Source organism: Nonomuraea sp. NPDC004354 (genome assembly GCF_053602555.1).
The window spans coordinates 625,033-647,542 of the sequence record NZ_JBSGDV010000003.1 but is presented as its reverse complement, the minus strand read 5'-3'; the positions used below and the strand labels follow the sequence as shown (position 1 = coordinate 647,542).

Here is a 22,510-nt window from a genome sequence, read left to right as displayed (position 1 = left end):
GATCGGTTGATGGGAGGTTCATCCAGACCCCTGATGGCCCCGGCAGGCCGCGACGGCAACCTGGAAAACGTCAAGCCGTTCCGACCTGGAGAACCGACACCATGAAGATCCGTACCCGCCTGGTCGCTGGAGCCGTCGCCGCCATCGCTCTCACCAGCGGCCTGGCCACCACCCAGGTCGCGCGGGCCGCGGCCGCGGACCCGGCCGTCGTCGAGACCAAGGTGCTGTCCGCCGACGTCGCCCTGAAGATCGCCGACGCGGTGCAGAAGGAGGCGGCCAAGCAGAAGCAGCGTGTGACCGTCGCGATCGTGGACCGCTCCGGCGCCACCCGCCTGATCCTCAAGGGTGACGGCGCCGGTCCGCAGACCGAGGAGTCGGCCAGGCGCAAGGCGTTCACCGCGGTGAGCTTCGGCCAGGCGACCAGCGCGCTGGCGAAGAACCAGGCGCTGGCGGCCATCCCCGGCACGCTCCTGCTCGGCGGCGGCATCCCCGTGGCCGTCGACGGCGCCCCGATCGCGGGCATCGGCGTCGGCGGCGCACCCTCCGGCGACATCGACGAGGCCCTCGCCCAGGCCGGCCTCAAGGCCGTCCAGGGCCTTGGCTGACCTGCTCCACTGCTGCCCGCCGACCCGCCGACCCACTGACCCGACCCGCTGACCTGGGGTGGCCCCCGCTCCTCAGGTCAGCGGGTGCGGCCGACCATCCGGTACGGCACGCCGTCCCCCGCGCCACCCGAGGGCGCGGGGCTGGTGCTGTCCAGGGATACGCTCCTCGATCGCGCGTGGCCCGGGCTCGTAACGGCGCCCCGGCACGCGACTCGGGGCCAACCCTCGCCCCCGGCCTGGGCGAGATCGGAATCGGGACCGACCTCGGACCGGGTCGCGCCGTGACGATCTTCGGGACCAATCCCGGATCCGGCCGCGCCGAGACCGGGCTCGGGACCACCCCCGCATCCAGGCCAGGCGGAGATGGGGGTCGGTCAGCCTAGGATCGGGTCGCGCCGTGGCGATCGTCGGGATCAACCCCGGATCCGGCCGCGCCGAGACCGGGCTCGGGACCACCCCCGCATCCAGGCCGCACGGAGATGGGCGTCGGTCTGTCCCGCCGCGTGTTCCTGTTGCCGGGGCGGCCGCACGGCATGCCGCAGGAGGGTGATGAAGATCACCAGCGAAATCCCGTGCGAGGGAGGCCGCCGGATCGTCCTGTCGGGAATCGTGGGAGGCCGGAGGTCACCTGATGCACGTTTTCTTATGCGATGGGCCGTCGCGCCGCGATTCCCCCTTGTCACCGGCCCACGTGGAGCCGCGGACCCGGCCGACGGCCACGCTCCGTAGGTTCCGGTATTCCCGACCGGCGGATCCCTGGCCGGCGGTGAATGCTCAATCGGCGGATTCCTGGCCGGCGGATCCCCGGCCCATGGCGAATCCCCGGCCGATGCCGAACTCCCGGCCGATGCCGAACTCCCGGCCGATGGGGGATTCCCGGCCCATGGCGGATCTCCGACCGGCGGCGGGCCCTCGACCGATGGCGAATTCCCGGCCGATGGTGGATTCCCGGCCGATGTCGAATTCCCGGGTGGCGGATCATGCCGGGGCGTGCCGGAGCCGCGATGCGGTCGCGGGCGGCCCGCACGAGCGTCCGGTCGCGTCATGACGGGCGATCTCGCGCAGCCGTACCTGCTGCCCGCAGGGGAGGGCGAGGCCGCCGCCACCCCGCAGCTCACGCCCATGCGGATCAAGGCGTCCAGCGAGCTCACGGGGGGCGCGATGGGCATGCTGGAGAGCGCGGATCCGCCCGGCTTCTCGACCGTGCTCCACACCCACGAGGTCGCGGAGCTCTGGTACATCCTGGAGGGGCACTACGACTATCACGTGGCGGGGCGGTGGTTGTCGGCCGAGGCGGGCGCCGTGGTGTTCGTGCCACCGGGATGCCCGCACGGTCTGCGTGCGGGGCCTTCGGGAGGGCGCAAGCTGACGATCTTCGTGCCCGGTGGCACCGAGGGGTTCTTCCGCGACATCCACCGTCGCGCCGAGGCGGGTGATCTCCCGGAGGAGACCATGCGCGCCCTCGACGCGACGTACGGTGTGACCACGCTCGGCCCGTTACCGCCCCTGGACGGCTGAGCCCGCCCGCGCCATGCCGCGTACCACGATCCAGTGGAAGGGCCGGATGACGGCGAAGTAGAGCCGGCCGGTCCAGTGCAGATACCTGATCACGGTCACCATCCGGAAGCGGTCGTCTCCGTCGGAGACGATCGCCAGGTAGGCGGCCAGGTGCGAGTCGCTCGCCTCCAGCAACAGGTGCCGGTCCTCGACGCCTTCGACGACCCGGAAGAACCCGATCCTGCGGCCCGGCGTGAACGGGATGTCCTCGGGCCGCATGCCGCCCGATCCCGGCTGGACGTCCGGGTGGGCCGTGCGCAGCATCCGAGCGAACACGCCCCGCATCCGGTACAGGCGCCGCAGCCAGCCGGGTTCCCATCCGAGCGCGCCCGCGACGAACTCGCGCAGGGTCCCCCGGGCGCGGACCGGCAGCGTGTCGGTGAAGTCGCCGGAGCCGGTCAGGGCGCGCAAGGCGGCGAAGTCGGTGCCCATGCATCCTCCTTTTTAGAGAGTATCCTCTAGAATTATGTTACATCCGGGCTGGCGGCCCGTTCGGGCGGGCGGCTCGGGCCGGTACGGCGGGCGGGTGGCCACCGAGTAGGCCCTGTGGAGGATCGCCAGGCGCACGGCCGCTGACCACTTTCCTGTGAGGAAAACAGGTGCTACTTTCCTGAGAGGAAAGCAGTCGACATCACGGAAGGCCCATGGACCCTCAGAACGCCCAGTCCTCGCTCGACGACATCCGGCGCCTCCAGGACAAGACCCGCGACGCGATCGTCCGCCAGATGTTCCCGCTGCCCTACGTGGTCGTCTCGGCGCTCGGCATCTTCGCCGGGTTCGCGGCGATCGACCTCCCTCGCCCGTGGTCCATCGCCGGCACTCTGCTCGGGTTCGGCCTGTACGCGGGCATCGGCATCGTGTACGCGCACTGGGCCTCCGTCCGCAGGAAGGCCACCAGCGAGGAGGTGGGAATCTATGTGGCGTTGACGGTCGGCCTCCTGCTCGTCTTCGCCGTCACCAGGATCGTCGCCTTCTTCGTGTTCGGCGTGCCGGCGCACGGACTGCCGTCCCAGGCCACCGTCGCCGGTGCCGCGTCAGCCGTGACGTACGTGGCGATCATTCCCGTGGCCCGCCGGATCTTGAAGAGGATCGTCGTGCAGGACGGTAGGCGCGGCTGATGGACCCGCTGTTCGACGAGTTCCTGCACGTTCCCGCGCGGTTGTCGATCGTCGCGGTGCTGGCGCCTGCCGACTGGGTGGACTTCGGTTTCCTCAGGGACGCGGTCGAAACCAGCGACTCGGCGCTGTCCAAGCAGGTCTCCGCGCTGGCCGCCGCCGGGTACGTCGCGGTCCGCAAGGGGCAGGACAAGCGGGCGCGGCGCACCTTCGTGCAGCTCACCCCCGAAGGACGGCACGCCTTCCGGCGGCACGCGGCGGCACTGGAACGAATCGTCGAACTCGCCAGGACGCCGGCGGAACAGCACCCGAGGGACGACCAAGGCCACACAGCCGGGGGCTGAGAGCTGCCGGTGACCGTAGGGCGGGACATCGGGGGAGAACCGGTTCAGGGCGCGGGGGTTCGGCCGGGGGTTGAGGGCTGCCGGTGACCGTAGGGCGGGACATCGGGGGAGAATCGGTTCAGGGCGCGGGGGCTGGGTCGGGACCCCTCCGATCCGGGGTGGATGCGCCGCGGCGGCCCGCTCCCAAAGTCGCATCCGACAATGGATCTTTGGGCCGAGGCGCTCCCCGGCCGCCCGCCACCAGCATGGTCACCATGTCAAAGACGACCATCCGCGGCGCGCTGGCCGCCGGCATCGCGCTGCTCGCGTTCACGGCGACCCCCTTGACGGCCACCGCGTCCGCCCGCGCCGCCGAACCGCCCTCGCCGTCCCCCGCCTCGCCGTCCCCTGCCTCGCCCTCCGCTTCGCCGGCTTCGCCGGGTGTCCTGCCCAGGCCGAGCGGCCCCCGCGCGGTGGGCGCCACCACGCTGCACCTGGTGGACGACTCCCGCCCGGACCCATGGGTGCCCGAGGAGAAGGCGCGCCGGCTCATGGTGTCGCTGTGGTACCCGGCGAAGACGTCCACCGGACGGCGGGCGCCGTACATGACGGCGGAGGAGTCGGTGCTGCTGCTGAAGGGGCAGAAGATCACCGGCGTGCCCGGAGACACGTTGAGCAGGACCAGGACCAACGCGATCGCCGACGCCGCGCCGGTCGGCCGCCGGCGGAGCCTGCCCCTCGTCGTGCTGTCGCCGGGGTTCACCATGCCCCGCTCCTCGCTGACGATCCTGGCGGAGGACCTGGCGAGCAAGGGGTACGTCGTGGCGGGGATCGACCACACCTACGAGTCCTACGGCACGAGCCTTCCCGACGGCCGCATCGCGACGTGCGTCGCCTGCGCGGAGCAGGAGAAGGAGGCCTGGACGTTCGGTGACAAGGCCACCAGGGGCCGCCAGGCCGACATCGCCTTCGTGCTCGACCGGCTGACCGGGCCACGGCCCGCCTGGAAGGGCGGCGAGCTGATCGACCGCTCCAGGATCGGGGTGGCGGGGCACTCCCTGGGCGGCAGCAGCGCCGCATGGACCGTGCTCAACGACTCCCGGGTGCGGGCCGGCGTCAACATGGACGGACCGTTCTTCGTCCCGGCCCCCGGCGAGGGGCTCGACCGCCCGTTCCTGATGATGGGCGCGGGGAAGGTCCACGAGCCCGGCGGGCAGGACTTCACGTGGGGACGTGACTGGAAGCGCATGACGGGCTGGAAGCGCTGGCTCACCGTGGACGGTGGCGACCACGGGTCCTTCACCGACTATCCGCTGCTCCTGGAGCAGGGCGGCATCGATCTCGGCACGCCGCTGTCCGGGGCCCGCGCGGCCGAGATCACCCGCCGGTACGTCGGCGCCTTCTTCGACCTGCACCTCGGCGGACGGCACCAGCCGCTGCTCGACCGGCCCTCCCGGCGCTATCCCGAGGTGAGGTTCTGGCGCTGACGTCCTGCCGGGCGCCCAGCACACCCACCGGCACCGGGCGCGGCCGTCGCCCCGGACCGCCGCCGGCCAGCGTGGTTCCCGGCGAGCAGGCGTGACCCCTCGTCCCTGGGGCGATCTCGGCCTCGCGCCCTGGGTGGAGGGCACGCCTACCGAGGTCGGCACGAAGCACCCGGAGAAACAGCCGTTCGGCCAGGGCCTGAGCGGCCGAAGTCGGTGCCGGAGCACGCCGGCCCCTGCTCGGCGTGTCCGGCGCGGGAGTCAGCCGGCCCGAGCTCGGCGTGTCGCGGTCATCGGCCCGTCGCGCGCCGCTTGAGCGCGGCCAGCATGACGCGGCGCACGAAGCCGCTGCCCAGCCTGATCACCGCCCAGTAGCGGGCCATCGCCCGGCGGGCGTCGGGGCTGGTGGTGATCAGGCGGGTCTCGGTCGTCAGCAGGATCCGGCCACGGCCGAGGTCGGACAGGCGGAAGCCGACGACCGCCTTGGCGTAGCCGGGACGGTCGAAGGCGGCGAAGTCGGCGACGGGGACGGTGCCGGCCGCGCCGAGCCGCCACCACTGGCCGACCACACCGTGCACGATCTCGCTGCCCGGCACCTCGTCGAGCACGTCGAACACCGGCAGGTCCCGCTGCGGATGCCCGTGGAGCAGGCGGGAGAGGAGGTCGCGGGCGGCGAACAGCGGCCGGGCGGCCCTGACGTCGCCCGGCTTCAGGTCGTGGAGGGCGGCCCAGACCCGCTCCCGGGAGGCGTGGATGACGACCGAGTGCCGCTCGGCGTGTTCGGGGTCGGGCATGTACCGGTCGACAAGGGTGGACATGCGGTCCACTCTCCGCCGGGAAGCCAACCGGCGGCCTCCCACGGCAGAGGGAAAACGCTCCCCCGCGCGGGGGAGCGCGTCGAGTGGCCTACAGATCCTTCTCCTGCTGGTCGAGGATGGACAGGGCCACCGACACCGCCGTGGCGGCGTCCTCCGCCTCGATCGCCGCCAGCAGCCGCTCGTGCGAGGTGTCCGAGCCCAGCACCGCCCGCTCCATGCAGTGGTCGCTGCGCACGCTGTCCCGCAGCGCGTCGCTCATGCTTCGGTACAGGTCGCCCAGCACCGGGTTGTGCGCCGCCTGCGCCACCAGCAGGTGGAAATCGACGTCGGCGTCGGCGAAGGCGTCCAGGTTCACCGAGCGGCCGGCCTCGGCCCGGCGGGCCAGGGCCTGCCGCATCAGCTCGAGGTCCTCGTCCGTCCGCTTGGTGGCCGCCAGCCGCGCCGCCACCAGGTCCAGGCCGCGCCGCACGTCGATGATGTCCATGGCGGCCGCCCTGTCCAGGCGCCGGCGCAGGGCCACCTGCGACTCGTCGCTGGCCGTCACATACGTGCCGTCGCCCTGCCTGGTCGTCAGCAACCCCGCGTGCACGAGCACCCGTACGGCTTCGCGCACCGACAGCCTGCTCACCCCCAAAGAGGCGGCCAGCTGGCTCTCCGACGGGATCTTGCCGCCGACCGGCCAGGCCCCGCTCGCGATCTCCTGTCGCAGCTCGGCGATGGCGGCGTCGACAAGCGAGATCCGGCCCACGTTCCGCATCAGTCCTCTTCTCTAAACATCTGATGTCTGATAACTCTAGTGCGGAGTTCTCCTCAGAGTAAGGGGATCACCTCCCATGAGTTCCGTGCTGTTCACCCATATCCATCCCCATGACCTGCTGGTCGTCGACGGCCGCATCGCCGACCCCGCGACCGCTCCAGAGAACACCATGATCGTGGACGGCAAGGGCGCCCTCGCGCTGCCCAGCCCCGTCGACGCGCACATCCATCCCGACAAGACGACGTGGGGCCGGCCCTGGCTGAGCCGTGCCCACGCCGAGACCCTCATGGACCTCATCGAGGGCGACGTGCGCGCCCGCGCGGCCATGACCGCGTCGGTGGCCGAGCGGGCCGGGGCGCTGATGGACACCGCCATCGCCCGCGGGACCCGGGCCTGGCGCGCCCATGTGGACGTGGCCCCCGTCTACGGCCTGGCCAATGTGCACGGTGTGTACGAGGCCGCACAGGCCCGCAAGGACCTGCTCGACGTCCAGATCGTCGCCTTCCCCCAGGTCGGCCTGCTCACCAGGCCGGGCACGGCCGAGCTGATCGAACGCTCCCTCACCGAGGGCGCCGACGTGATCGGCGGCCTGGACCCCGTCGGCATCGACGGCGACCTGCACGGCCACCTCGACGTGCTGTTCGGCATCGCCGAGCGCACGGGCGCGCCGATCGACATCCACCTGCACGACCGCGGCGAGCAGGGCCTGGCCCAGGTCAGGGAGATCGCCCGCCGCGCGGCCGGCCATCCCGTCACCATCAGCCACGCCTTCTGCCTCGGCGAGGACACGGCCGGCAGCAGGGCGGCCGACGAGCTGCTCGCGCGTTCCGGCGTCGCGCTGGCCACCTGCGCGCTCGGCGCCGACCCGGTGCTGCCCGTCGGCCCGCTCACCAGGGCGGGCGTGCTGCTGGCCGCGGGCTCCGACGGCGTCCGCGACCCGTGGACGCCCTTCGGCGACGGCGACATGATCGCGCGGGCGCACCTGCTCGCCTATCGCACCGACGCCCGTACCGACGAGGAGCTGGCCGCCTGCTACGCGGTCGCCGCGCACGGGGGCGCCGCGCTCCTCGGTCTGGAGCGGGTCGATCTCCAGGTCGGCGACCCCGCCGACTTCCTGCTGGTACAGGCCGGCTCGCTCGCCGAGGTCGTCGTGGACCGGCCCGTTCCCCAGTTCGTCGTCCGCGGCGGTGCCGTGATCGCCCAGGACGGACATCTCCTCGAAAGGTCCCCTCGATGATCCGTCGTGCCGTACCTGTCGCCGGGCTCGTCCTGGCCCTCGCCGCCTGTGGCGGCGCTCCGCAGCAGCAGCAGGCGCCGGCGCAGGACAAGCCCGCCGCCCTCGACCTGAAGACCTCCACCACCGCGGCCGCCAAGGGCCTGGACCAGGTGACGTGGAACCTGCCCTACGAGCCGCAGACGATCGACCCGATCCGGTCGTTCAACTACGCGGAGAACACCGCGCTGGCCAACATGTGCGAGAGCCTGCTGCGGCTCACGCCCGACTTCGAGATCAAGCCGGGCCTGGCGGAGAAGGCCGACAACCCCACGCCGACGACCTGGGTCTACACGATCAGGAAGGGCGTGAAGTTCTGGGACGGCAAGGAGCTGACCGCCAAGGACGTGGCCGCCAGCCTGAAGCGGCACCTCGACCCGGCGCTCGGCACCTGGTGGGGCGACTACTTCCACACCGTCGAGTCGGTCGAGGCCACCGGGCCGATGCAGGTCACGGTGACGCTGAAGCAGCCCGACGTGCTGTTCAACCAGGCCATGGCCACGGCGGCGGGCGCCGTCGTGTCGGCGGAGTTCGCCGCGAAGAAGGACCTGGGCTCGCCCACCACCGGTGTCATGTGCACCGGGCCGTTCGCCTTCAAGGGCTGGAAGCCGGGCGACTCCCTCACGCTCACCCGCAACGACTCCTACTGGGACACCACGCTCGCCGCCAAGTCGAAGGAACTGGTCTTCCGCTTCATCGCCGACGAGACCACCGCGGTCAACGCGCTGCGCTCGGGCGAGGTGGACGGCCAGTACTTCTACCTGCCGCCCGCCGGCCTGGCCCAGCTGCGCGAGTCCACGACGGGGTCGGTGACGCTGGGCAGGTCGCTGACGTTCTGGACGCTGCTCAGCGCCGCCAAGTCCGGCCCCTACGCCGACCCGAAGGTCCGCCAGGCGCTCTCGCTCGCCCTCGACAGGGCCGCCATCTCCAAGGTCGTCTTCCAGGGGACCGCCGCCCCGCAGCGCGCGCTGGCCGGCGCGGAGTACTGGGGCTACGAGCAGAACACCTTCAAGCAGGCCTACGACGCCCTGCCGCCGGAGACCCAGGACCTGGCCAAGGCCAAGCAGCTGCTGACCGAGGCGGGCACGCCGACCCAGCCGATCACCATCGGCATCCAGGGCAGCGCCGCCACCCACGAGCAGACCGCCAACCTCATCAAGGCCACGGGTGAGGCGCTCGGTCTGAAGATCGACATCAAGGTCATCCCGGTCGAGCAGTACGGCAACCTCTACAGCGACCCCAAGGCGCGCGAGGGCATCGACGCCTTCTTCTCCACCTGGTACGGCAACGTGCCAGACCCGCTCGACATCTACACGGTCTTCCTGGCGGGCGGCAGGACGAACTTCAACGACTACCCCGCGGTCGACGCCGACATCAAGAAGGCCAGGGCGGAGTACGACCCGGTCGCCCGCGCCGCGCTGGTCACCGGCATCCAGGACAAGGTCACCCGCGACGTGGCGTGGATGCCGCTGAACAACCTGCCGGTGATCCTCTACATGAACAACAGGGTCACGGGCGCGGTCGCGTCCTTCCCCTACCTGTACTACCCGTGGGCCGCCGGGCTGGGCGCCAAGTGAGATTCGCGTTGAAGCGGCTGGCAGGGCTCGTCGTGGTCCTGCTGGTCGCCTCCTTCCTCGTCTACGGCCTGCTGTACCTGGTGCCGGGCGGCCCGATGGCCTTCCTGCTCGGCAACCGGAGCGGCACTCCCGAGCAGATCGCCGCCATCCGGGCCCAGTACCACCTCGACGACCCGTTTTTCGTGCGCTACGTCTCGTGGCTGCGCGACGCGCTGACCGGCGACCTCGGCAGCTCGCTGGTCTACCGGCAGGAGGTCTCGGCGCTGATCGGCTCGCGCGTGGCCACCACCATCCTGCTGGTGGTCTACGCGACCGTGCTGATCTCCGTCGGCGGCGTCGCGATGGGCCTGCTGGCGGGCCTGCGCGGCGGCCGGGTGGAGAGCGCCGTCGGCGTGCTGACCTCCGTCCTGCTGGCCACGCCGCCGTTCGTGGTCGGCGTGCTCCTGGTGATCGTCTTCGCGCTCGGCCTCGGCTGGTTCCCCGTCTTCGGGGCGGGCGACGGCCTGCTCGACCGCCTCTACCACCTGACCCTGCCGGCGATCACGCTGAGCCTGGCCAGCGCCGCCTTCCTGGCCCGCATCACCCGCGCCTCCGTCCGGGAGGAGCTGGGCCGCGAGCACGTCGAGACGGCCCGCGCCCGCGGCTTCGCCGAGCGGCACATCGTCCGGCGGCACGTGCTGCGCAACGCCTCGATCCCGGTCGTGACCGTGACCGGGCTCAACGTCGCCGGCCTGATCGCCGGCTCGGTCGTCGTGGAGAACATCTTCGCCCTCGACGGGCTCGGCTCGCTGTTCGTCCGGGCGATCCTGCAGCGCGACTTCGCCATCGTCCAGGCGGTGGTGCTCGTGCTCGTGACCGCCTTCGTCCTGATCAACCTCCTGGTGGACCTGTGCTACTCAGCTCTCGATCCGCGCCTGTCGCGGTGACCCGCCTGGGCGGCCTGGGTACGGCGTCCGCCGTCCTGCTGGCCGCCGTGGCGGCGACGACCCTGCTGGCGCCGCTCCTGGCGCCCTACGACCCCGACTTCCCCGACCTGATGAACGCGCTGAGCGGCAGCACGGCCGCGCACCCGCTGGGCGCCGACGCGCTCGGCCGCGACGTGCTGTCCAGGCTCATGTACGGCGCGCGGACCACGCTCATCGGCCCCCTTCTGATCATCTGCGTCTCCAGCGTGGCCGGCACCGCGCTGGCGATCACCGCGGCGTGGGCGGGCGGCCGGGTCGACGCGGTGATCTCCCGGCTGCTCGACATCCTGTTCGCGGTGCCCGGCATCGTCTTCGCCCTGGTCACGGTGGCCGTCCTCGGTCCCGGCATCCCAGGCGTGGTCACCGGGCTGGCCGTGGCGTACACGCCGTACGTGGCCAGGGTGGTCCGGTCGGCGGCGCTGCGCGAGCGGAGCCTGCCGTACGTGGCGGCGGCGTGGGTGCAGGGCCGCTCCGCCTTCGCCATCTGCACCCGCCACCTGCTGCCGAACCTGCGGCCCATCATCGTGGCCCAGTCGGTGTCGGCGCTGGGTTTCGCGGTGATCGACGTGGCCGCCGTCTCCTTCCTGGGGCTCGGCGTCCAGCCGCCGACCGCCGACTGGGGGTTGATGGTCAAGAGCGGGCTGGACAGCGCGCAGCGCGGCCAGCCGCTGGAGGCGATCGCGGCAGGCGTGATGATCGCGCTGGTCGTCGCCGCCGTGAACATGCTGGGCGACCGGCTGGGGAGGCGGCGATGAGCCTGCTGTCGATCGAGAAGCTGGCACTGGCCGTTCCGGCCGGAGGCGAGTGGAAGACGCTGGTGGAGGAGGTCGATCTGACGATCGGCCGCGGCGAGGCCGTCGGCCTGGTCGGGGAGTCGGGCTCGGGCAAGTCGATGACCGCCCGCGCCGTCATCGGGCTCACCCCGCCGGGCGCCAGGATCACCGGGAAGATCCTCTTCGACGGCGTGCCGGTGCCCTCCGGCAGGGCGCTGCGCGAGCTGCGGGCCCGGCGGGTCGCGATGATCTTCCAGGACCCGCGGGCGCACATCAACCCGGTGCGCAGCGTGGGCGACTTCCTGACCGAGGCCATGGTGACCAACCTGGGCGTCCCCGCCCGGGAGGCGGGCGCGCGTGCCGTACAGCTGCTCGAGGAGGTCGGCATCGGCGACGGGGCGCGGCGGCTGCGGCAGTACCCGCACGAGCTGTCGGGCGGGCTGCTGCAACGGGTGATGATCGCCTCGGTGCTGGCCGCGGAACCCGACCTGATCCTGGCCGACGAGCCCACGACCGCGCTCGACGTGACCACCCAGTCGGAGGTCATGGCGATCCTGGACGAGCTGCGGCGCGAACGCGGCATGGCGATGCTGCTGATCACGCACGACCTGGAGCTGGCCGCCGCCACCTGCGACCGGCTCGCGGTCATGTACGCCGGCCGGATCGTCGAGGCCCGGCCCGCCGACGCGCTCACCGCCACGCCCCTGCACCCCTACACCAGCGGCCTGCTCCGCTCCCGCCCCAGCCTGGAGCGGGTCGCGCGGCGGCTGCCGGTCATCCCGGGACGGCCCGTGGCCGCCTTCGAGGCCGACCGGGGATGCGCGTTCGCGCCACGCTGCGAGCACGCGCTGTCCTCGTGCGGCGCGGACCGGCCCGCCTTCGACGGCACGGTCGCCTGCTCCCGCGCGGCCGAGCTGACCCTTCAGGGGGAGTCATGACCGGGCTCGCCGAGGTCACCAGGAGACAGCGCACCTCGGTCATGAGGCCGGCGAAGGAGGACTCATGACGGTGATCAGCGCCGAAGGGCTGCGCAAGGTGTACGGCGAGGCGGTCGCCGTCCAGGAGGTGTCGTTCACCGTCGAGGAGGGCCAGTCGCTGGCCATCGTCGGCGAGTCGGGATCGGGCAAGACCACGGTCGCCAGGATGCTGCTCGGCCTGGAGACGCCCACCAGCGGGACGATCACCGTCTGCGGACGGCCGCGCCCGCCGGGAAGGGTCTCGTCGAAGGAGCGGCGCAGGCGCGCCAGGGAGATCCAGATCGTCTTCCAGGATCCCTACTCCTCGCTGGACAAGCTGCAGCGGATCGGCGACGTCATCGCCACCAGCCTGTCGCTGCACTTCCCGCTCACCCCCGCCGAGCTGCGCAGGCGCACCCTGGAGCTGCTGGAGTCGGTCGGCCTGGCCGAACGGCACGCCGCCATGCTGCCCAGGCAGCTGTCGGGCGGTCAGCGGCAGCGCGTGGCCATCGCCAGGGCCATCGCCGTCGAGCCGCGCGTCCTGGTGCTGGACGAGGCGGTCGCCGCGCTCGACGTCTCGATCCAGGCCCAGATCCTCAACCTGCTGGCCGACATCCGCGAGCGGGGCGAGATCAGCTACGTCTTCATCTCGCACGACCTGGCCGTCGTCAACCAGATCAGCGACACGGCCATCGTGATGCACAAGGGCGCGGTCGTGGAGCGCGGTCCCACCGCGGACCTGCTGCGCGACCCTCGGGAGGACTACACCAGGGCCCTGCTGGCCGCCGTCCCCCGTCCCGGCTGGAAACCGACCCGGAGAAACAGGACACCGTGAGCACCACCACTCTCGTCACCGCGTCGTACGTCGTCGGCTTCGACGGCAGCGATCACGTCATCCACCGCGACGGCTGCGTCGTCTACGCGGGCGACTCGATCGTCCACGTCGGAGCCGCCTACGAGGGACCCGTCGACGAGGTGATCGACGCGGGGGAGGCGATCGTCGGGCCCGGCTTCATCGACCTCGACGCGCTGTCCGACATCGACCACGCGATCCTCGACACCTGGCACGCCTCCTCCGACGGGCTGACCTGGTCCCTCGACTACGCCACCACCCGCAGGGCGGCGGTCTTCCCCCTGGAGGACACGCTGTTCATGCGGGAGTACGCGCTCACCCAGCTCATCCGCAACGGCATCACCACCGCGATACCGATCGCCGCCGAGACCCACAGCGCGTGGGCGGAGTCCTACGAGGAGTTCGCGGGCATCGCCGAGATCGCCGGACGGCTCGGCCTGCGCATGTACCTCGGCCCGAGCTACCGCTCCGGCGTGCCCGTCCTGGCCGGCGGCCGGCGCGACGTCCACTGGGAGCCGGACCTGGGCGAGAAGGGGCTGGCCGACGCGGTCAGGTTCGCGCGCGACGTCGACGGCACCTACGGCGGGCGGCTGCGCGGCGCGCTGCTGCCGTGCCGCATCGAGACCCTCACCCTCGACCTGATGCGTGCCACCGCGCGGGCGGCCGAGGAGCTCGACTGCCTGGTGCGGCTGCACTGCATGCAGAGCTTGACGGAGCTGCGGCTGCTGCGGGACTGGCACGGCAGGCACCCGCTCGACGTGCTGGACGAGGTCGGGCTGCTCGGCCCGCGCCTGCTCATCCCGCACGCGCTCTACACCGGCACGCCCGACGCGCCGTTCGAGGGCTCGCCCGAGCGGCTGGCGTCACCGGCGGGCATCGTGCACTGCCCGCTGACCATGGCCAGGTACGGCGACGCGCTGCGCGACTTCGACCGCTACCGGGCGGCCGGGGTGAACGTGGCGCTGGGCACCGACTCGTTCCCGCCGGACATGATCCGCAACATGGACTACGGCACCAACCTGGCCAAGCTGGTCACGGGGCGGCTGGAGGCGGGGTCGGCGGCCGACTACTACCGGGCGGCGACGCTGAACGGGGCCAGGGCGCTGGGCCGTACGGACCTGGGCAGGCTGGCGCCGGGCGCGAAGGCGGACCTGATCGTGGTGGATCTGTCGGGGCCGAGGACCGGGCCCGTCGACGACCCGATCAGGACGCTGCTGATGAACTGCTCGGGCGCCGACGTCTCCACCGTCGTGATCGACGGGCGGGTCGTGATGCGGGACGGGGTCATCCCCGGCGTGGACGAGGAGGCGTTCAGGCGGCGGGCGCAGGCGTACTTCGAGCGGATGAAGGCCGCCTACCCGGTGCGCGACCACCTGCGCCGCCCGGTCGAGGAGCTGTTCCCGCCGTCGTTCCGCGTGCTCTGAGTAGTTGTAATCGTCATTTACGGGTAATCGCCGACGGGTCAACCGTCCAGGCGTCTATGATCATGCCCGCTGTAAAGCAATATGTCAGGACATATGGCTATATGGAGGGCACGATGAGTATCCGACTACGGGCGATCACCCTGTTATTGATCGCCCTAGGAGGCGCCGCGGCGGCCGGCGCGCCGACCGCCGCGGCGACCGCGCAGAAATCCGTCACGTTCGCGTCCACGCAGGACAGCTACGTCAGCGAGGCCGGCCCGGCGAAGACTCACAACACCGTCACCTGGCTGTCGGTCTGCACCACGTCGTGCGACGGCGCGAAGGCCTCCGAACGCGGCGCCTTCATCCGCTTCGACGTCAAGGACGTCCCCGACAACGCGGTCAACGTCAAGATGACGCTCGACGTCCAGTCTGTCAGGACCACCGACACCACCCTCGAGGCGCGCCCGGTCACCGGCCAGTGGTCGGCCGAGACGCTCACCTTCGACAACCGCCCGAGCGTCGGCGAGGTGATCGCCACCCAGCAGGGCCTGACCGCCGGCGGCACGGCGAAGCTGGACGTGTCCTCCGCCTTCGCCGGCAACCGCACCTACGACTTCGCGCTGACCTCGCCGTCCGGCGCCCACGGCGTGCTCCACTCCTCGCGTGCCACCTCCGGCCAGGGCCCCAAGCTGTCGATCAGCTACGACACCGAGGCGGCCACGCCCGCCGGCCCGCTGCCGTTCACCATGCCCTCGCTGGCGACGCTGCGCTCCTCCGAGCGCAAGGTCTTCGCCCACTACTTCACGCCGTACCCGCTCTCCCTGAACAACAAGGCCGGCGCGGACGACTACTACACCAAGCACTACCTGAACCCCGACGGCGAGAGCGGCAAGCACGCCGCCTACGGCGGCCTGCTCAGGGACCGCCCGCTGCCCCGCGGCGTCCTGTCCGGCGACTGGCAGGTCCAGGACATGAAGAAGGAGGTCCAGACCGCCGCCGCGGCCGGCCTGGACGGCTTCACCGTGGACATCCTCTCCCTCACCAGCGCCCACTGGGACCGGCTGCAGGCCCTGATCAAGGCGGCCGAGGCGGTCGACCCCGACTTCAAGATCGTCCTGATGCCCGACATGACCGCGCTGAAGACCGACGCCGCCACCCTCGCCGCCGCCATGGCCAAGCTGGCCGGCTCCACGTCCGTCTACCGCCTGGCCGACAAGCGCCTGGTGATCTCGCCGTTCAAGGCCGAGGCCCAGACGGCCGCGTGGTGGCAGAACTTCATGAAGATCATGAAGAGCTCGCACGGCATCTCGGTCGCCTTCGTCCCGGTGTTCCTCAACTTCCCCTCCAACGCCGCCGCCTTCGCGCCCATCAGCTACGGCTTCTCCAACTGGGGCAACCGCAGCCCGAGCGGGCAGAGCGGCCTGGCCGCCAACATCGCCAAGGCCCACGGCCTCGACAAGATCTGGATGCAGCCGGTGTCGGTCCAGGACGAGCGGCCCAACCAGGCGATCTACGACGAGGCCAACAACACCGAGAACCTGCGTCTCACCTGGGAGAAGTCCATCTCCGATGAGGCCGACTGGATCCAGCTCACCACCTGGAACGACTTCTCCGAAGGCACCCAGTTCACCCCGTCGGTGCACAACGGCGGCGCCTACCTGGACATCTCCTCCTACTACCTGACCTGGTTCAAGACCGGCAAGGCTCCGGCGATCGTCCGTGACACCCTCTACCTGACCCACCGCACGCAGTTCGCCGCGGCCAGGCCGACCTCGGGCACGCAGACCAGGTTCATGGCGCCGCGCGCCGGCACCAGCGCCCCGCGCGACACGGTCGAGGTGCTGTCCTTCCTCACCCGCGCCGCCACCGTCAAGGCGAGCATCGGCGGGGCCGACAAGACGTACGCGGCCCAGGCCGGCGTCCAGGCCAAGACGTTCCCCCTGGCGTACGGGACGAACAAGGCGTCGGTCGGCGCCGTGACCGTCACCTCGCCGTGGCAGGTCAAGAAGGACTTCGCCGTCCAGGACCTGCAGTACCACGCGGTCAGCAGCGGCCGGAAGTGACCCCTGGTGCGGGCCTCCGCGAGGGGCCCGCACCCCTTCCCGGCCCACGCCTGGTCGGGTGACCGGCCCGCGCCTGGTCGGGTGACCGGCCCGCGCCTGGTCGGTTGACCGGCCGGCGCCTGGTCACTTGGACCGGCCCGCGCCTGCTCGCTCCGGGCGCGGGCCTGCCGTGGGCGCCGACGACGGCCTTCGCCCTCGCTCCCCGTAAGATCCGCTGCCATGGATCGCCCGAACCTGCCCGAAAGCCTCAAGCTGCTGCTGTCCGACGAGCCCGTCCTCGACCTGTACTCCTACGGTCCCTGGCGGGTCCCCGACGGCCTGTACGAGCAGGTGCGGGCGCGGGCGGCCGAGCTGAACGACGACCCCGCCGCCGAGGCGCTCGCGGTCGAGCTGCCGGCGTTCCTGGCCGAGGGCACCACGGTCATCGGCGCCGAACTGTGGTACCTGCTGCAGTACCTCGTCGGGTCGGTGGCCGTGTGCGCCGGGTCGGCGTGCGACCTGGCGTACGAGACGATGAGCGACTTCGTCGCCGAGCCGCGACGGCCCAACCGCGGCTGGACGTGGTCGTCGGCCGACACGCCCTTCCTGCCCCCGGCGTACTGGCTGATGGACGGCACCGGCGACGACCCCGAACTGCGCGAGCTGGCCTTCGGGGTGGCGCGCCGCTGCCTGGACGTCTTCGCCGGCATCGAGCCGCTCGAACCGCGGCGCAGGGCGCTCATCGAGCTGCACGACCTGCGCGCCGCCGACCCGGCGCTGGCCAAGGAGGACCTGCTCGCACCCGTGGACGAGCTGCCCAGGCGGTGGGCCGCGCGCGCGGAGGCACGCCAGCTGGCCGTCCTGCCCGAGCTTCTCGGGCCCGCCGGGCACCTCGACTGGGCCTGCTCCGGCCTGCTGGCCGCGCACACCCGGCTCATCGAGAACGTGCCGGGGGCGACGAGCTCCGGACCGCTGCCCGGTTCCCCGTTCGCCTTCGAGCACGAGGTGACGTTGGCGTGCCTGCTGGCGCAGGCGGAGGTGCCCGAGGTGCCGGCCGAGCTCGCCGTCACCCTCGGGCTGGCGCGCTTCACCGAGGTCCAGGCGCTGTTCTCGCGGCTGCGCGAGAACTTCGACGCCGACGGCTGGCACGCGCTGGTGCGCTCGTGGCTGGCCCGCGGGGTGCTGGCGGGCGAGACGGAGGCCTGCCGCGCCTGGCTCGACATGGCCATCAGGGTGACCGGCTCGGTCCAGGGGCTGCCGGGGCCGGCGGTGAACCCGACCAGTTCCATCCCCGTCGGCGCCTTCCAGCGGGACATGCGCGTGCTGTGCGCGCCGCGCAGGGCGGTCAACCCGCTGGTGGCCACGTTCGCCGCGGGCCGTACCGGACAGCCCGGCCGCGCCAGGGAACTGGTCGGCCAGCCGGAGCTGGCCGAGGCGATCGGCGACGCCGTCTCCGCCGGATGGCACGGCGACAGGCGCCCGGCGCGGCTGCTGCTCGCCGGGCCCGAGAGCACGGGCCGCATGACGGCGGCCGACCTGCTGCAGCGCTCGCTGGCGACCGCCGACGGGCCCGCCGAGGTCGTCCACATCTCCGACCTGGTCTTCTCCGGCATGAGCGCCGGAGAGGCCGCGCTGTACGTGATGTCGCGCACCCGCGAGCTCGGCGCCGGCGACCTGCTGGTGGTGCAGGGCCTCGACCGGATCGGCGAGTACGGCCGGTGCGGCGCGGTCGCCCTCGAGGAACTCCGCAGGGCGCTGCGCAGGAGTCCGGGTGTCCACGTCGTCGCCACGTGCGCGCCGGGCGGGGACGAGCGGATCGCGCGGGCCAATCCGGCGCTGCACCACGAGTTCCGGGTCGCCCGCACCCGCGAGTTCACCCACGAGGAGCGGGCCGAGCTGTTCCACCGGGCGGTCGCCAGGCGCGGCGCGACGGCGAGCGGCGACGCCGCCGAGGCCGCGGCCGAGCTCGCGGGCGCGGGATCGCAGAACCTGCGTGGCGCCCGCCTCACGGACCGGCTGGCCGAGCACGCGGTACAGGCCGCCCGCGAGCGCGGCTCGGCGAGCGTCACCATCGCCGACCTGCCCGCCGCCCCCGGCGGCCCGCGCGCGAGCCTGGACGGCTGCCTGGGGCTCGAACCGGTCAAGGCCGAGATCGCCCTGGTCGTGGCCGAGGCGCGGGCCGCCAGGCTGCGGCGCGAGGCCGGCACGCCGGGCCTGGCCAGGCCGCCGCACCTGGCGTTCACCGGACGTCCCGGCACCGGCAAGACGATGGTGGCGGCACTGCTCGGCCGCATGCTCGGAGAGCTCGGACTGCTGTCGTCCGGCCATCTGGTCAGCATCGGCCGCGCCGAACTGGCGGGCAGGCACGGCGGCGACGCCGCGGCCGGCGTCCGGCGGGCCGTCGACCGCGCGCTCGGCGGCGTGCTGTGCGTCGAGAACGCGGGCGACCTGGCCGGCCCCGGCACGGACAGCGACAGGGCGCGCAGCCGCGACGTCGTCGACGCGCTGGTCGCGGCGCTCAGCGCACACCCCGACGACCTGGTGGTGGTCCTGTGCGGGCCCGACGGGGCCGTCAACGGGCTGCTCAGGTCCTCGGCCGAGCTGGCCGAGCACTTCCCCAGGGTGGTCCGCTTCCCCGACCTCACCGCCGAGCAGGCGGTGTCCCTCTACGAGAGCAGGGCGGCCGCGGCCGGGTTCACGCTCGGCGAGGGGGTCGCTGCCAGGGTGCTGCGGATCGTCAGGTCGGCACGTCCCGACGCGGCGGGCGCCCGGCTGGCGCTGCGGCTGCTGGAGCGTACGGTGGCCCGGCAGTCGCGGCGGGTGATGGCGGGCGGCGCGCTCGGCGGGGGCGGGTCGCTGCACGAGATCCTGGTCGAGGACGTGCCGTCCAGCGCCGTGGACGCCACGGTGACGGGCACGACGGACATCACCGGGGACATCACCGGGGATAGCACCGGGGACGGCACGGGGGACGGCACCGGGGCGGGCTGGGTTGACGGCGCCCCGGCCGCGCCGGCCGGCCCGGCGGGTGACCCGATGGCGGCCATCGACGCGCTGGTCGGTCTGGAGCCGGTCAAGCGCGAGGTGCGGTTGCTGACGGCCGAGGCCGCGGCGGACCGGCTCCGCAGGCAGGCGGGTCTGCCGATCGTCTCGCCCGCCCGGCACCTGGTGTTCGCCGGCAACCCCGGCACCGCCAAGACGACGGTCGCCAGGCTGGTCGCCGCCGCGTACGCGCGGCTGGGCGTGCTGTCGTCCGGCCACCTGGTCGAGGTCTCCCACGCCGACCTGATCGCCGAGTACATCGGCCAGACCGCGCCGAAGGTCAGGGCCGCGGTCGAGAGCGCGATCGGCGGCGTACTGTTCATCGACGAGGCGTACGCGCTGACGCCCGGCGGCTCGCACAACTCCTACGGCCCGGAGGCGATCGCCGAACTGCTGCGCCTGATGGAGGAGTACAGGGACGACCTGGTCGTCATCGCCGCCGGCTACGACGGCAGGATGGCGGAGTTCCTGGCCGCCAATCCCGGGCTGGCTTCCCGCTTTCCGACCACGGTCCGCTTTCCCGACTACAGCGAGGACGAGCTGGTCGCGATCTTCGAGAGCATGGCGGCCGGCGCCGGTCTCGTCCTGGAGGCAGGGGTGCGCGAGCAGGTCCGCCAGGCGCTGCGGGCCGTCCCGCGCGGCGAGTCGTTCGGCAACGGCCGGGTCGTCCGCAACCTGCTGGAGCGGGCGATGGCGCTGCAGGCCGAACGCGTCATGGCGGGGCAGGACCCGACGGCCGAGGACATCAGGATCCTGCTCCCCGGGGACATCCCCTCCGGCCCGACGCCCGCGACCGGCGACGCGGGCACCGGCCAGTACCTGTGACGGCACGCACCCTCAGTCTGGCCCACCTCTCCGTCCCGCCTCTCCGCCCTGCCTGTCCTCGGGCCAGGCCGTCGCTCCGCCCCGACCGTCTCTTTGCCCAGGCTGTTCCTCTACCCTGCTGTCCTTATGACACGGCCGTCTCTCCAGCGGGTCGGTCGCTACCATGGGGATCCGCTGAAGCGGGACCTGGCGAGCGCGTCCCGGTGGTCGGCTGCGCACCGGGAGGGCTGGGGCCGTCTTCGGGCGATCAGGGAGACCGGGCGGTTCGCCTACCACGCCCCCGACGTCGCAGGTCGAGCGGGCTCGGCGGGCGATGCGCCGTTGCGTCGAGTCGGCGCACACCGTCGACGAGGAGGGAGGAGCGGCATGAGCGAGCAGGGAAGCTGGCGAGAGCTCAGGGATCGCCGGATGGCCGAGCCGGGTGCAGCCGAGGCGTACGAGGCCGCGCGCCTGGCCTACGACCTGGGCAGGACGGTCCGAGCGATGCGCGAAGGGCGGGGCTGGAGCCAGAACGACCTGGCCCGCGAGGCCGGCATGACCCAATCGGCGGTGGCGCGGTTCGAAGCGGGCGGAACCGTCCCCACGTTGCCGGTCCTGGAGCGCTTGGCACGCGCCTTGGACGCGGATGTCGAGGTCCGCCTGACGCCCAAGGCGCCGGCTGCCTGACGGCCTCCGCGTCCGTATTAAGACCAGGCCTCACCGACCGAGACGTGCGCTTGACGGTCTCGGCGGCCGTGCCGCCGCAACTTGCGTCACCGCACGAGGGGCGGGTATCGCCGGGCTGCTTCCCTGATCGCCGTGTGATCCATCGGGCACGACCGAGGGCACTGATCGCACTTCGTGCGTGGCGTGGACACGACGATGGCGGCCATGCAGCGTCGCGGGCCGTCGGCCGTGAACCGGGAAACGTCATGGCCCCGCACCAAGTTCTGCGGTCCGGTCTTGCCATGCCGTGCTCAGCGGGCACAGTGAGCATGTGGGGCATGCATCGCTGAGGGTGTTCTTCGCGATCCACTGGGCGCTGCCGGGCGCGGCGGCGGTCACCGCGGGTCTGCTGTTCGGCCACCATCCGCTCCTGGTGGCCGGGGCGGTGCTGGCCTGCGTGGCGCTGCGACCCGTCCACACGGGGGCGGTCCTGCGGACGGTGATCGTGGTGGTCCTGCTGTCGCCGTTATGGTCGGCCGCGCTCGACCTCTACGCATGGACGGTGACCAAGGTCATCGACGGCCTGGAGTTCGTCGGCACGTTTCCGTCGGTCTTCCTGCGGATCCCCGGCTACCTGATCTACGTCATTCTGTTCCTGATCATCGCCACCGGGGCCGGATTTCTCCAGGTCAAGCTCATCCTCACCCCGTTGTTCGCGCTCGTCGAGCTGGAGAGCCGTGGCCGGCAGTCCTCCCGCGACCGGCGGGCCGCCCGCGTCATGAGCCTCGTCGCGGATCCCACCGGAGGGCCGCCGCCGCGCTTCTCGCTCTACCTGCGGCCGTTCGCGACCACGGGCCGCCTGGCCAGCAACTCCGTGGGCGTGCAGGCGAGCGCCAGCGAGCAGCCCGGCAACATCCAGACCGACTTCGAGGCGATCCTGGCCGCCGCCTTTCCCGCCCACCGGCCGCTGATCGCGCTCGGCGTGCCAGGCGCGCTACTGCCCACTCACCCCGAAGGGGTGCAGACCTGGCCGATCAACCACACCTGGGACATCCCCGGCACCGGCAAGGTGGCGTGCACGGACAGTGACTGGCAGGACAAGGTCAAGCTGCTCGCCAGGCAGGCCGAGCTGATCGTGATCGTCCCGCTGGCCTTCGCCGGGACGGTATGGGAGATCAGGTGGCTGCACGCGAACCGGCTGCTGGACAAGTGCGTCTTCGTGATGCCGGCGACCATGGAGGGCGCGCGCGACTACTCCCCGGACTGGGAGGCGGCCACCCGGGTGCTGAGGTCGCTCGGCGTCCGTCCGCCCGCCTACCGGGACTCGGGGCAGCTGCTCATGGTCGCGAAGGGCCGGAACGTGATGCGCTCGCTACCGTCCTTCGTCCACGCCCCGCTGCCGCGCGCCACCGCTCTACTGCTGCAGTTCGCCTTCCTCCGCCGGAGAGGGCGCGAGCTCACCGAAGACCGGCGGTGACCGCTCCGGCCGGTGAC

General features: G+C 72.2%; 19 protein-coding genes. 16 read left to right on the top strand and 3 right to left on the bottom strand.

Annotation, left to right across the window (positions count from 1 at the left end; all coding sequences use genetic code 11):
- Positions 1–101: 101 nt before the first annotated feature.
- Positions 102–605: a GlcG/HbpS family heme-binding protein gene (locus ACWENQ_RS13705; RefSeq protein WP_452414344.1), complete on the top strand. Its 504-nt coding sequence runs from the start codon at positions 102–104 to the stop codon at positions 603–605.
- Between the two features lie 1,044 nt (positions 606–1,649).
- The gene (locus tag ACWENQ_RS13700; protein WP_449924817.1) at positions 1,650–2,123 is read left to right on the top strand and encodes a cupin domain-containing protein; all 474 of its coding nucleotides are present in this window, start codon (positions 1,650–1,652) and stop codon (positions 2,121–2,123) included.
- On the opposite strand, the gene ACWENQ_RS13695 is transcribed toward ACWENQ_RS13700, so the two are convergent.
- Positions 2,103–2,594 carry a DUF2867 domain-containing protein gene (locus ACWENQ_RS13695; protein WP_452414343.1) on the bottom strand — a complete coding sequence of 164 codons (492 nt, stop codon included), beginning with the start codon at positions 2,592–2,594 and terminating at the stop codon, positions 2,103–2,105. The genes ACWENQ_RS13700 and ACWENQ_RS13695 overlap by 21 nt on opposite strands.
- A gap of 212 nt (positions 2,595–2,806) precedes the next feature.
- Between ACWENQ_RS13695 and ACWENQ_RS13690 the strand changes: the two genes are divergently transcribed.
- The 3 genes from ACWENQ_RS13690 (at position 2,807) to ACWENQ_RS13680 (ending at position 5,087) form a co-directional block, all read left to right on the top strand.
- Positions 2,807–3,280, top strand: coding sequence for a hypothetical protein (locus tag ACWENQ_RS13690; RefSeq protein WP_452414342.1), 474 nt, complete (start codon positions 2,807–2,809; stop codon positions 3,278–3,280).
- Complete coding sequence (locus ACWENQ_RS13685) at positions 3,280–3,621, top strand: winged helix-turn-helix domain-containing protein (RefSeq protein ID WP_452414341.1); 342 nt, start codon at positions 3,280–3,282, stop codon at positions 3,619–3,621. Before ACWENQ_RS13690 ends, ACWENQ_RS13685 begins: the two co-directional genes overlap by 1 nt.
- 254 nt (positions 3,622–3,875) lie before the next feature.
- Complete coding sequence (locus ACWENQ_RS13680; RefSeq protein ID WP_452414340.1) at positions 3,876–5,087, top strand: alpha/beta hydrolase family protein; 1,212 nt, start codon at positions 3,876–3,878, stop codon at positions 5,085–5,087.
- Between the two features lie 287 nt (positions 5,088–5,374).
- Here the strand turns inward: ACWENQ_RS13680 and ACWENQ_RS13675 are convergent, their stop codons facing one another.
- Entirely contained in the window at positions 5,375–5,902 is a 528-nt protein-coding gene (locus ACWENQ_RS13675) for a hypothetical protein (protein WP_452414338.1), read from the bottom strand.
- Positions 5,903–5,990: 88 nt separating this feature from the next.
- Positions 5,991–6,659, bottom strand: a complete 669-nt coding sequence (locus ACWENQ_RS13670; RefSeq protein WP_354904816.1) for a FadR/GntR family transcriptional regulator — start codon at positions 6,657–6,659, stop codon at positions 5,991–5,993.
- Between the two features lie 76 nt (positions 6,660–6,735).
- On the opposite strand from ACWENQ_RS13670, the gene ACWENQ_RS13665 reads away from it, so the two are divergent.
- The 11 genes from ACWENQ_RS13665 to ACWENQ_RS13615 all read left to right on the top strand — a co-directional run bounded on the left by ACWENQ_RS13665 (position 6,736) and on the right by ACWENQ_RS13615 (position 22,493).
- Positions 6,736–7,896, top strand: coding sequence for an amidohydrolase (locus ACWENQ_RS13665; protein WP_452414336.1), 1,161 nt, complete (start codon positions 6,736–6,738; stop codon positions 7,894–7,896).
- Complete coding sequence (locus ACWENQ_RS13660; protein ID WP_452414335.1) at positions 7,893–9,509, top strand: ABC transporter substrate-binding protein; 1,617 nt, start codon at positions 7,893–7,895, stop codon at positions 9,507–9,509. Before ACWENQ_RS13665 ends, ACWENQ_RS13660 begins: the two co-directional genes overlap by 4 nt.
- The gene (locus ACWENQ_RS13655; protein ID WP_452414333.1) at positions 9,506–10,435 is read left to right on the top strand and encodes an ABC transporter permease; all 930 of its coding nucleotides are present in this window, start codon (positions 9,506–9,508) and stop codon (positions 10,433–10,435) included. The genes ACWENQ_RS13660 and ACWENQ_RS13655 overlap by 4 nt, the downstream gene beginning before the upstream one ends.
- Positions 10,432–11,229: an ABC transporter permease gene (locus ACWENQ_RS13650; protein ID WP_449924792.1), complete on the top strand. Its 798-nt coding sequence runs from the start codon at positions 10,432–10,434 to the stop codon at positions 11,227–11,229. Before ACWENQ_RS13655 ends, ACWENQ_RS13650 begins: the two co-directional genes overlap by 4 nt.
- Entirely contained in the window at positions 11,226–12,185 is a 960-nt protein-coding gene (locus ACWENQ_RS13645; protein ID WP_452414331.1) for an ABC transporter ATP-binding protein, read from the top strand. Before ACWENQ_RS13650 ends, ACWENQ_RS13645 begins: the two co-directional genes overlap by 4 nt.
- 64 nt (positions 12,186–12,249) lie before the next feature.
- Positions 12,250–13,038, top strand: coding sequence for an ABC transporter ATP-binding protein (locus tag ACWENQ_RS13640; protein WP_354904799.1), 789 nt, complete (start codon positions 12,250–12,252; stop codon positions 13,036–13,038).
- The gene (locus tag ACWENQ_RS13635) at positions 13,035–14,480 is read left to right on the top strand and encodes an amidohydrolase family protein (RefSeq protein WP_452414330.1); all 1,446 of its coding nucleotides are present in this window, start codon (positions 13,035–13,037) and stop codon (positions 14,478–14,480) included. The genes ACWENQ_RS13640 and ACWENQ_RS13635 overlap by 4 nt, the downstream gene beginning before the upstream one ends.
- A gap of 113 nt (positions 14,481–14,593) precedes the next feature.
- A complete protein-coding gene (locus ACWENQ_RS13630) occupies positions 14,594–16,525 on the top strand; it encodes an endo-1,3-alpha-glucanase family glycosylhydrolase (RefSeq protein WP_452414328.1) in 1,932 nt (643 codons plus the stop codon).
- A 219-nt stretch (positions 16,526–16,744) separates the two neighbouring features.
- Positions 16,745–20,371 (top strand): AAA family ATPase, encoded by a 3,627-nt coding sequence (locus tag ACWENQ_RS13625; protein WP_452414327.1) that lies wholly within the window; start codon positions 16,745–16,747, stop codon positions 20,369–20,371.
- A 366-nt stretch (positions 20,372–20,737) separates the two neighbouring features.
- Complete coding sequence (locus ACWENQ_RS13620) at positions 20,738–21,037, top strand: helix-turn-helix domain-containing protein (RefSeq protein WP_449924778.1); 300 nt, start codon at positions 20,738–20,740, stop codon at positions 21,035–21,037.
- Positions 21,038–21,347: 310 nt separating this feature from the next.
- Positions 21,348–22,493 carry a hypothetical protein gene (locus tag ACWENQ_RS13615; RefSeq protein WP_452414325.1) on the top strand — a complete coding sequence of 382 codons (1,146 nt, stop codon included), beginning with the start codon at positions 21,348–21,350 and terminating at the stop codon, positions 22,491–22,493.
- The last annotated feature ends 17 nt before the right edge of the window (positions 22,494–22,510 follow it).

Bases quoted from the DNA above. Each gene is read 5' to 3' on its own strand.
- ACWENQ_RS13705 (WP_452414344.1), top strand. From the start codon at position 102: ATGAAGATCCGTACCCGCCTGGTCGCTGGAGCCGTCGCCGCCATCGCT.
- ACWENQ_RS13700 (WP_449924817.1), top strand. From the start codon at position 1,650: ATGACGGGCGATCTCGCGCAGCCGTACCTGCTGCCCGCAGGGGAGGGC.
- ACWENQ_RS13695 (WP_452414343.1), bottom strand. From the start codon at position 2,594: ATGGGCACCGACTTCGCCGCCTTGCGCGCCCTGACCGGCTCCGGCGAC.
- ACWENQ_RS13690 (WP_452414342.1), top strand. From the start codon at position 2,807: ATGGACCCTCAGAACGCCCAGTCCTCGCTCGACGACATCCGGCGCCTC.
- ACWENQ_RS13685 (WP_452414341.1), top strand. From the start codon at position 3,280: ATGGACCCGCTGTTCGACGAGTTCCTGCACGTTCCCGCGCGGTTGTCG.
- ACWENQ_RS13680 (WP_452414340.1), top strand. From the start codon at position 3,876: ATGTCAAAGACGACCATCCGCGGCGCGCTGGCCGCCGGCATCGCGCTG.
- ACWENQ_RS13675 (WP_452414338.1), bottom strand. From the start codon at position 5,902: ATGTCCACCCTTGTCGACCGGTACATGCCCGACCCCGAACACGCCGAG.
- ACWENQ_RS13670 (WP_354904816.1), bottom strand. From the start codon at position 6,659: ATGCGGAACGTGGGCCGGATCTCGCTTGTCGACGCCGCCATCGCCGAG.
- ACWENQ_RS13665 (WP_452414336.1), top strand. From the start codon at position 6,736: ATGAGTTCCGTGCTGTTCACCCATATCCATCCCCATGACCTGCTGGTC.
- ACWENQ_RS13660 (WP_452414335.1), top strand. From the start codon at position 7,893: ATGATCCGTCGTGCCGTACCTGTCGCCGGGCTCGTCCTGGCCCTCGCC.
- ACWENQ_RS13645 (WP_452414331.1), top strand. From the start codon at position 11,226: ATGAGCCTGCTGTCGATCGAGAAGCTGGCACTGGCCGTTCCGGCCGGA.
- ACWENQ_RS13640 (WP_354904799.1), top strand. From the start codon at position 12,250: ATGACGGTGATCAGCGCCGAAGGGCTGCGCAAGGTGTACGGCGAGGCG.
- ACWENQ_RS13630 (WP_452414328.1), top strand. From the start codon at position 14,594: ATGAGTATCCGACTACGGGCGATCACCCTGTTATTGATCGCCCTAGGA.
- ACWENQ_RS13625 (WP_452414327.1), top strand. From the start codon at position 16,745: ATGGATCGCCCGAACCTGCCCGAAAGCCTCAAGCTGCTGCTGTCCGAC.
- ACWENQ_RS13620 (WP_449924778.1), top strand. From the start codon at position 20,738: ATGAGCGAGCAGGGAAGCTGGCGAGAGCTCAGGGATCGCCGGATGGCC.